Origin of the sequence: Mesorhizobium sp. M7A.F.Ca.MR.148.00.0.0 (genome assembly GCF_003997735.1) — a bacterium.
Taxonomy (GTDB): Bacteria; Pseudomonadota; Alphaproteobacteria; order Rhizobiales; family Rhizobiaceae; genus Mesorhizobium.
Window position 1 is genome coordinate 1 of the sequence record NZ_RZTB01000161.1, and the last position, 9,302, is coordinate 9,302.

9 protein-coding genes are annotated in these 9,302 nt (G+C 63.9%); 6 read left to right on the forward strand and 3 right to left on the reverse strand.

What is annotated here, in order from left to right:
- Window positions 1–153 precede the first annotated feature (153 nt).
- The 4 genes from EOB49_RS31020 (at window position 154) to EOB49_RS31035 (ending at window position 2,647) form a co-directional block, all read left to right on the forward strand.
- Entirely contained in the window at window positions 154–537 is a 384-nt protein-coding gene (locus EOB49_RS31020) for a RidA family protein (RefSeq protein WP_127383217.1), read from the forward strand.
- Between the two features lie 14 nt (window positions 538–551).
- The gene (locus tag EOB49_RS31025) at window positions 552–902 is read left to right on the forward strand and encodes a VOC family protein (protein ID WP_127383218.1); all 351 of its coding nucleotides are present in this window, start codon (window positions 552–554) and stop codon (window positions 900–902) included.
- 161 nt (window positions 903–1,063) lie between these two features.
- Window positions 1,064–2,167, forward strand: a complete 1,104-nt coding sequence (gene leuB, locus EOB49_RS31030; protein ID WP_023814440.1) for a 3-isopropylmalate dehydrogenase — start codon at window positions 1,064–1,066, stop codon at window positions 2,165–2,167.
- A 63-nt stretch (window positions 2,168–2,230) separates the two neighbouring features.
- Entirely contained in the window at window positions 2,231–2,647 is a 417-nt protein-coding gene (locus EOB49_RS31035) for a GNAT family N-acetyltransferase (protein ID WP_245472904.1), read from the forward strand.
- On the opposite strand, the gene EOB49_RS31040 is transcribed toward EOB49_RS31035, so the two are convergent.
- Both EOB49_RS31040 and EOB49_RS31045 read right to left on the reverse strand, forming a co-directional pair.
- Complete coding sequence (locus tag EOB49_RS31040) at window positions 2,644–3,315, reverse strand: DUF805 domain-containing protein (RefSeq protein WP_127383219.1); 672 nt, start codon at window positions 3,313–3,315, stop codon at window positions 2,644–2,646. The genes EOB49_RS31035 and EOB49_RS31040 overlap by 4 nt on opposite strands.
- A gap of 73 nt (window positions 3,316–3,388) precedes the next feature.
- On the reverse strand, window positions 3,389–4,102 hold the full coding sequence (locus tag EOB49_RS31045; protein ID WP_127383220.1) for a DUF805 domain-containing protein: 714 nt from the start codon (window positions 4,100–4,102) through the stop codon (window positions 3,389–3,391).
- Between the two features lie 133 nt (window positions 4,103–4,235).
- Between EOB49_RS31045 and EOB49_RS31050 the strand changes: the two genes are divergently transcribed.
- Window positions 4,236–5,651 carry a glycosyltransferase gene (locus tag EOB49_RS31050; RefSeq protein WP_127383221.1) on the forward strand — a complete coding sequence of 472 codons (1,416 nt, stop codon included), beginning with the start codon at window positions 4,236–4,238 and terminating at the stop codon, window positions 5,649–5,651.
- Window positions 5,652–5,771: 120 nt separating this feature from the next.
- Here EOB49_RS31050 and EOB49_RS31055 read toward each other — a convergent pair whose 3' ends face one another.
- Window positions 5,772–7,646, reverse strand: a complete 1,875-nt coding sequence (locus EOB49_RS31055; protein ID WP_127383222.1) for a DEAD/DEAH box helicase — start codon at window positions 7,644–7,646, stop codon at window positions 5,772–5,774.
- Window positions 7,647–8,084: 438 nt separating this feature from the next.
- Between EOB49_RS31055 and EOB49_RS31065 the strand changes: the two genes are divergently transcribed.
- A complete protein-coding gene (locus EOB49_RS31065; protein WP_127383223.1) occupies window positions 8,085–9,119 on the forward strand; it encodes an aspartate-semialdehyde dehydrogenase in 1,035 nt (344 codons plus the stop codon).
- Window positions 9,120–9,302 lie beyond the last annotated feature (183 nt).

Sequence of the window (9,302 nt, forward strand, 5' to 3'; positions counted from 1 at the left end):
TCTCCCTCCTTGCGGGGGAGATGGCCGGCAGGCCAGAGGGGGGTGCTGTCCCGCCGACATCGAAACCGTTTTGCACAGCCAATCGGTCTGCGTTGGCCCATGGCCGAAGCGGCCTCATCGTTGCAATATGGCTGCACTGACTTGCGAGGCCCCATGCGCACACTCATTTCCACCGGCTCCCCCTTCGAAAAGACCGCGGGCTATTCGCGTGCCGTGGTGCAGGGCGACTGGTGTTTCGTGTCCGGGACGACCGGCTACGACTACGCGACGATGACGATGCCGGAGACGGTGGAGGCGCAGACGCGCAATTGCCTGGCGACGATCGGCAAGGCGCTTCAGGACGGCGGCTTCGAGATGGCCGACGTGGTGCGGGCGCATTACTACATCACCGACCAGGCTTTCGTGGACGTGGTCTTCCCGATCCTCGGCGAGACGTTCGGCGACATCAGGCCGGCGGCGACGATGATCGTCTGCCAGCTCAACAGACCGGAAATGAAGATCGAGATCGAAGTCACCGCGCTGCGGCGCACGGCGTAAAAGGCGGGTCGACGATGAAAGTCCGGCGTATCGTTGCCAACATCGGGACACCGGATGTCGCCGCGGCGAAGCGCTTCTACCAGGACGTGCTCGGCCTCGATGTGTTGATGGACCTTGGCTGGATCGCCACCTACGGCTCGCAGGCAAAGATGGATGTCCAGGTCAGTTTCATGGCGCAAGGCGGCTCGGGCACGCCGGTGCCGGATCTTTCGATCGAGGTCGATGATGTCGATGCGGCGCTCGATGCCATGAAAGCGGCGGGCTTCGCCATCGAATACGGACCGGCCGACGAGCCCTGGGGCGTGCGCCGCTTCTATGTCCGCGATCCGTTCGGCCGGCTGGTCAACATTCTCTCGCATCGGTGAAGGCAAGGCGCTGCAATTTGCGGGAGGCTGGCGGGGCAGAGGGGAGCGCGAAGGATCGCAAACGAACGAGGTTGTTCTTGATCGCTGCGTTACTCCTTGCGCACAACCGGCTTGGCGTTTAGCAAGGCCGCGGTTCAAATTCTTTCCAGGACGGTTCCTCCATGGCAACGAAGCATCTTTTCCTGCTCCCCGGTGACGGCATCGGTCCCGAGGCCATGGCCGAGGTCAAGAAACTGATCGCGGTCATGAACGACAAGCTCGGCAGCGGTTTTGCCACCGATGAGGGGCTGGTCGGCGGCTGCGCCTATGACGCGCATGGCGCGGCGATCTCCGATGCCGACATGGAAAAGGCGATGGCGGCCGACGCGGTGCTGTTCGGCGCCGTCGGCGGTCCGAAATGGGATGCGGTGCCCTACGAGGTGCGCCCTGAGGCCGGCCTGCTGCGCCTGCGCAAGGACATGGAGCTGTTTGCCAACCTTCGCCCGGCCATCTGCTACCCGGCGCTGGCGGCGTCCTCCTCGCTCAAGCAGGAGGTGGTCGAAGGCCTCGACATATTGATCGTGCGCGAGCTGACCGGCGGCGTCTATTTCGGCGAGCCCAAGCAGATCATCGATCTCGGCAACGGCCAGAAGCGCGGCATCGACACGCAGGTCTACGACACGTTCGAGATCGAGCGCATTTCGGGCGTCGCTTTCGAACTGGCACGCACGCGCAAGAACCACGTCACCTCGATGGAAAAGCGCAATGTGATGAAGTCGGGCGTGCTGTGGAACGAGGTCGTCACCCAGACCCACAAGGCGCGCTATTCCGACGTCAAGCTCGACCACATGCTGGCCGATGCCGGCGGCATGCAGCTGGTGCGCTGGCCAAAACAGTTCGACGTCATCGTCACCGACAATCTGTTCGGCGACATGCTGTCCGACATCGCCGCCATGCTGACCGGCTCGATCGGCATGCTGCCGTCGGCCTCGCTCGGTGCGCCTGATGTGAAGACCAAGAAGCGCAAGGCGCTGTACGAGCCGGTGCACGGCTCGGCGCCCGACATTGCCGGCAAGGGCATCGCCAACCCGATCGCCATGATTGCTTCCTTCGCCATGTGCCTGCGCTATTCCTTCGGCATGGTCGAGGAAGCCGACCGCGTCGAAAGCGCGATCGCCGCCGTGCTCGACGCGGGCCTGCGGACGAAAGACATCATGTCCGATGGCATGACCGAGGTCGGTACGGTTGAGATGGGCGACGCGATCATCGCCAAATTCCTGGGCTGATACTGTGACGGTCGACGTCCGCTGGGCGACGATCGAGGACACCGCGGCACTCGCGGCCATATTGTGCGAGATGGCTGTTCACTACCGGCAGCCACCTCTCGATGCCGACCGGGCCCTGTCTGCCCACGAAAATGGCTTGGCGAGGAAAGCCCGGCCTATCCGCATTTCGCGCTCGCCTTCGTCGGCGGCGAGGTCGGCGGCCTGGCGTCGGTGGCGATCGCGCATCCCGGCATCGATCTTGAGCGGCTGCTGTTCCTCAAGGATTTGTTCGTGCGCGACAAAGCCCGCAACGCCGGCGTCGGCCGAGCAATGATCGGCTTTCTCGCCGATCATTGCCTGCGCGAAGGCATCGGCCGCATCGACCTGACCACCGAGGACTGGAACGAGGGCGCACTGCGCTTCTACGGCCGGCTTGGCGCCGAACGCCACGGCCAGAAGGTCTTTCTCAGGCTTTCGGGCGAGGCGCTGAAAAGCGGCTAGATCCTGACGCCTGCCGGCACTGGTCCCCAAGGGTTTTCGCCCACCTGGGACGGCAGAAGTCCGAAGACCAGCAAGGCAATGCTGCCAATGGGAGTGATGAAGCCCAGCAGTGCAAACCAGCCGCTCAGACCCGCGTCATGCACACGCCGCACGACGAGGGCAATCGACGGCAGGATCAATCCCGAAAAGAAAACCAGGAAGGGTATGAGCCCTATGGCCCTCATCGGCGTCCTGTCCGCATTGGTTTTGAAGCCATTGAACGCTAGGTCAACGAGTATTCCGAAGCCTAGAAGCGCCAATATCCCGAGGGTGTAGAATAGCCAGAAGGCCCAGAATTCCTTGCGGCGGGCGCGACCCTTGAAATTGCTATAGTCCGCAATTATCGCGCGCCAGAAGTAAGCCCACAGACCCGTGGAATAGGCGGGCCTGCTCTCGGCCGAACGGCGTGGCTGCCGTGGCTGGCCCGTGCTTGGCGATGGCGCTGTCGGGGTGACGGCGACTATATCGTGCGCCGTACCGTCATCCGGTTGAAACTCGACAAGGGCGCCCCTGGCGAGGGTCACCCCCTGATTCAGATCGTTATGGGTGAAGATATAGCGCTTGCCGTCGATACCGTTGATGTATCCGTAATCCTGATCCTGGTCGTAGTGAAGCACCGCACCGCGCATACCCAGCCCCCCATTCACGCTAGCTACGGCGAATGCTACCCAGGGTTGGGTGCGATTGCAATATGCACGCAAACTATATTCTGACGCCCGCAGGCACCGGCCCCCACTGGTTTTCCCGGGCCTGCGTCGGGATCAGCGCGAAGACCAGGATGATCAGGCTGCCGATGGTCGGGATCAGGATCAGCAGGCAGAGCCAGCCCGACAGGCCGATGTCGTGCAGCCGGCGCACGATCATGCCGAGGCTGGGAAGGAGTGTCGCCAGCAGGAACGTGCCGCACAACCCGACCGTTATCGCGCCCGAGATATCACTGTCGAAACCGCCCATATCCATATCGGTGTACAGGCCGATGCCGCCGATGATCAGCAGGCAAACCGTCCAGAACAGGCAGTAGCCCCAATATTCCTTGCGGCGGGCGCGTCCGGCGAAATTGAAATAGTTCTGCGTCACGCCGCGCCAGAAATAGCCCCAGAGATCACTGGGCTCGGCTGTCTCGGAAGATCGGCCGAAATGCTGCGCAGGAGATGGGGCCGCTGCAGGCGGAACGCTGGCCTGGGCCAGTGCGGCCTTGATGCTGGGGTCTGCGGCCGCCGGAGGGGCGGTCGGAGCGGTGATCGAAAAAACGTCGCGCGCCTGGCCGCCACCCGGCTGGAACTCGACGGCCGCGCCCTTCCGCATAGCAGTTTCCCGGCGCAGGTTCTCGCGGGTGAAGGTGTAACGGTTGCCGTCGGCCCCGGATATGAAGCCAAAACCCTGGTCCTCGTCATAGTGAAGCACTTCGCCGCGCATTTGCCACCCCTCTCGCCACGTCCCGGCCGAAGGTGGCACAGGCCCGAGCCGATGGGCAAGCCGGCATGGCTACCGTCTTAGCGGCAAATGAAGCATAAAGCATCGAGTGCAACCGCCTTCGACAGAAGCAGACATGACAGTCGAGAGTCCCGACAGTAAAACCGTGATTGAAGATGGAGGGGAAAGAAGACCTCCCAGGCTGGCCATCGACGCCACCGGCCTGACGTTCTGGCCGTCCGGCCAGGGACTTGTCGGCATCCCACGGGTGGAAAGCTTTCTCGTCAGCGCAGCCCTGGCCGATCCCGACCCTAGCGTGGAGGTGGTGGCGTTCCGACCGTGGGAAGGCCGGTTTCGCCCCCTCGCTCCTTTCGAGCAGAACCATGTCGCGACGGGCGAGATTTCACCCTGGCGGCTCAAACGATGGCCTGGGAGGCGCACGGCGATGTCGCAGGCCCTCGAAGCGGTGAGGCAGCAGCCATGGGGCAAGCGCGACGCCGCCCGCCATCTCGCCAAGACGGTGACCCATGGCCGCAAAGGGATTGCCTATCAGGCGACGAGGCTGCTGATTCGGGCCTATCGTCTGTACCAGCGGGCGCGGATCCGGTCGGCCCCGCGTCAGGTTCCAAGCCAACCGAACGAGACCGAACGCGGCTTTGTCCTGATCAGCCATCACATTCTGACCGGGGATGACCGAACCGCCGTCTCCGGGCGCGCCGGTGGCCTTGCGTTTCTTTGCCACGATCTCATCCCGACACTGCGCCCCGACATGGTTGGTATGAGCCCTGGCGAGGCTCGCTACGGGTCATATCTCGAGCACCTCGTGCGTTCCGGCGCGCCGGCATTTTGTGCATCCGACGAAGTTGGGGCGACGCTGACCGATCATATGCAACAGGCAGGCGTCACGCAGCCGGTGGTATACCGGTTTCCGATGCCGTCCATCCTGTACGAGACGGCTTCGCGCATCGGCCAGACTTCGCGCATCGAGGCCGACGAGCCGTTCGTGCTCTATTGCTCGACCATCGAAGTGCGCAAGAACCACATCCTGCTGGCACGGATATGGCAGCAGGCGCTCGACGAGGACGTCAAGCTGCCGCGGCTCGTCTGCGCCGGGCGCTGGGGCTGGATGATCGATCCGCTGCGCGCCTATCTCAAGGCTCATCCGAGACTGCTCGAGCGGGTTACGTTCACCGGAGCGATCAGCGATGAGGAGCTCATCCGATATTATCGCAGCGCTTGCTTCGGCGTCTTTCCCTCGCATATCGAGGGCTGGGGCTATGGCGCCTCGGAATGTCTCGATTTCGGCATTCCGGTCATCGTCTCGACCGCGCCGTCGCTGATCGAGGCGAGCGGCGGGCTGATGCCGGCGATCGATTCCAATGACCAGGCCGGCTGGTACGCTGCGATCCGCAGGATGGCGGAGGATTCTGGCTGGCGCTCGTCGCTGACGGAACGCATCGCAAAGCAGCATCGCCCGACGCCGGCATCGGCCAGCTGGGCGGCCATCAAGGCTGGCCTGCAGGCAAGCGCGTCCCTCCGGCCAAAGTCCTAGAGCAACTCTAGGAAAAGTGTGAAGCGGTTTTCCCGGGAAAACGCATAGCATTTTCCTCGGGAATTGCGTCAAAACAAAGAGTTAGAGCAGATCGCCGTTTCCGTGAAACGGTGAAATGCTCTAGTCGGGCCGCTTCTTCGCCTTCTTGTGCTTGGGCGCGCCGGTGGTGTCGAATTTCGGCTTGCCCGGCTTCTTCGCCCATGGCTTTGCATCATGCGGGGCGGCCGGGCGCTGATCGACTGCTGCCGGTGCACGTTTTTCGAATTTGCGCTTCGGCGCGTTGGGGTCGAACGGCGCCTTGCCGCGATGCGGCTTCTTGTCGGGGCTTGGCGGCTGATAGCCGGCGCGCGAAAGATCGGGCGTACCGTCGAGCCGCTTCACCAGGATGTTGCCTTGCAGCTTGCGGTCGGGACCGATCGCGGCCAGGAAGCGGTCGGCCCAGTCGGCTGATATCTGCACGTAGGTCTCTTCCGGCTGCATCTTGATGGCGCCGATCTCGCGCTTCGAGATGCTGCCGGTGCGGCACAGCATCGGGATCAGCCAACGTGGCTCGGCATTCTGCCGGCGCCCGATCGACAGCGAGAACCAGACGCTGTCACCGAAATCGTCGCGGCGGCTGGGCGCCTCGTCGCGGCGCGCGAAACCTTCGCCCGCCGGTCTTTCACGCGACGGCGTGAAGGGCGCGATCTCCATGAGGTCCTCGGGCGCCGAGCGACTGGCGCGGCACTGGCGCACGAAGGCAGCGGCCACCTGTTCGGCGCCATGTCTGGCGAGGAGCGCGTCGATGAAACCGCGTTCGTCGTCCCTCACCGGCTCGTCGAAAACCGGATCGGCCAGGATGCGCTCGTCGTCGCGCCGCATCACGTCGTCGGCCGAGGGCGGGCTCGCCCATGTCGCCTTGAGGCCGGCGTTCTGCAGCAGCCGCTCGGTGCGCTTGCGGGCGCTGTTGGGAACGATCAGCGCGCTGACGCCCTTGCGCCCGGCGCGACCGGTGCGGCCGCTGCGGTGTAGCAGCGTTTCCGGATTGGTCGGCAGATCGGCGTGGATGACCAGCTCGAGATTGGGCAGATCGATGCCGCGCGCCGCGACATCGGTGGCGATGCAGACTTTTGCGCGGCCGTCGCGCATTGCCTGCAAGGCATGGCTGCGCTCGTTCTGGCTGAGCTCGCCCGAAAGCGCCACGACGGAGAAGTTGCGGTTGTTGAAGCGTGCGGTCAGATGATTGACGGCGGCACGCGTGTTGCAGAACACCAGCGCGTTCTTGGCTTCGTAATAGCGCAGCACGTTGATGATGGCGTTCTCGCGGTCGGGCTGGGCGACGCTCAGCGCCCGGTATTCGATGTCGAGATGCTGCTTCTCCTCGCCGGCGGCCGAAATGCGCACCGCATTGCGCTGGTAGCCCTGGGCGAGCGTGGCGATCGAGCGCGGCACGGTGGCCGAGAACATCAGCGTGCGGCGTTCGGCCGGAGCGGCGTCGAGGATGAATTCGAGGTCCTCGCGAAAGCCGAGATCGAGCATCTCGTCGGCCTCGTCGAGCACCACCGCCTTCAGCGCCGACATGTCGAGCGAGCGCCGGGTGATGTGGTCGCGCAGCCGGCCGGGCGTGCCGACGACGATATGGGCGCCGCGCTCCAGCACACGCCGCTCCGAGCGCATGTCCATGCCGCCGACGCAGGACGCCACGGTTGCGCCGGTCAGTTCGTAGAGCCATTCCAGCTCGCGCGTCACCTGCAAGGCGAGTTCGCGCGTCGGCGCCACCGCCAGCGCCAGCGGCGCGGCCGCGTGGCCAAAGCGCTCTGCGCCCTCAAGCAGGGTCGGCGCCAGTGCGAGGCCGAAGGCCACCGTCTTGCCGGAGCCTGTCTGCGCCGAAACCAGCGCATCGGCCTCGCCGAGTTCCGGCGCCACAACCGCCTTCTGGACGGGCGTCAGCTCGGAATAGCCGCGTTTTTCCAGCGCCCTTGCCAGCGCGGGAACGAGTGCATCGAAGTTGGACATCTTACTCTTTCGGAATTCGGATTCTTATATGCCCAGCAATGGGCCTGTCTTCGGCGGGCGTCGGGACGCTCCATGAGCCGGATGGTCATGCCGTTCGTACTTCGTGCCGCCGCCATTGTACAGGGCAACAGGACGCTCATCGCAATTGACTCTTGACGCAAACCGCGTAAAAGCCCGCTTTGAACGGGATCGTTTTTCGATGCGCGGCCTTTTGATGGCTCTTCTTGCATTCGATGCCCCCAGCCTCAATGCACATCATTGGGCCGGGCGCGTCGGCGCGTCCCCTCGTTCCAGCAAAACTATGGCCAAGACCACCACCAAAACGGTGTGACTCCCTTGGCCTAACCACCCTCTCCCGGGTTCGGCCCGGGGGACGGAACCCGCATCGGCCAGCGGGTTTCTCCAAAAACCAAGCGGAGAGGGACAGGAGATTTTTCGATGAGTTTCAAGGTAGCGATCGTCGGCGCCACGGGCAATGTGGGCCGGGAAATGCTCAACATACTGGAAGAGCGCGGCTTTCCGGTAAGCGAAGTCGTGGCGCTGGCGTCGCGGCGCAGCCAGGGCACGGAAGTGTCGTTCGGCGACCGCACGCTGAAGGTGAAGACGCTCGACCAGTATGATTTTTCCGACACCGACATCTGCATCATGTCGGCCGGCGGCAGCGTCTCCAAGGAATGGTCGCCGAAGATCGGCAAGCAGGGCTGCGTCGTCATCGATAATTCGTCGGCCTTCCGCTACGATCAGGACGTGCCGCTGATCGTGCCGGAAGTGAACCCGGACGCGATCTCGCTGTTCACGCGCAAGAACATCATCGCCAACCCGAACTGCTCGACGGCGCAGCTGGTGGTGGCATTGAAGCCGCTGCACGATTTCGCCACCATCAAGCGCATCGTCGTCGCCACCTATCAATCGGTATCCGGCGCCGGCAAGGAAGGCATGGACGAGCTGTTCACGCAGACCCGCGCGGTCTTCGTCGCCGATGGCGTCGAGGTCAAGAAGTTCACCAAGCGCATCGCCTTCAACGTCATCCCGCACATCGACGTGTTCCTCGACGACGGCTCTACCAAGGAAGAGTGGAAGATGGTCGCCGAGACCAAGAAGATGCTCGACCCCAAGATCAAGTTGACGGCGACCTGCGTGCGCGTGCCGGTGTTCATCGGCCATTCGGAAGCGGTCAACATCGAGTTCGAAAAGCCGATCACCGCCGACGAGGCGCGCGATATTCTTCGGGAAGCCCCGGGCTGCCAGGTCTTGGACAAGCGCGAGGACGGGGGCTACATCACGCCGCTGGAATCGGCCGGCGAGGACGCCACCTTCATCTCGCGCATCCGCGAGGACTCGACCATCGACAATGGCCTGTCGATGTGGATCGTCTCCGACAATCTGCGCAAGGGCGCCGCACTCAACGCGGTGCAGATCGCCGAGCTTTTGGTCGAGCGCGGCCTGATCCAGCCGAAGAAGAAGGCGGCCTGACGGCCGTTTAGTTTTCGCTCACGGGCCGTATCGCCGCTGCCGCGGCGGGCCCTCCGCGGGGGCGCCGAACGATCGGCGGCCCGCGGTCGCGGGCTCGGCCTTTGGCCGTTAGCTCCCTTCTCCCCGTTTACGGCAGGGCTATCGCATATGGATTCTTGCGAAGAAGGACCCCCACCCTAGCCC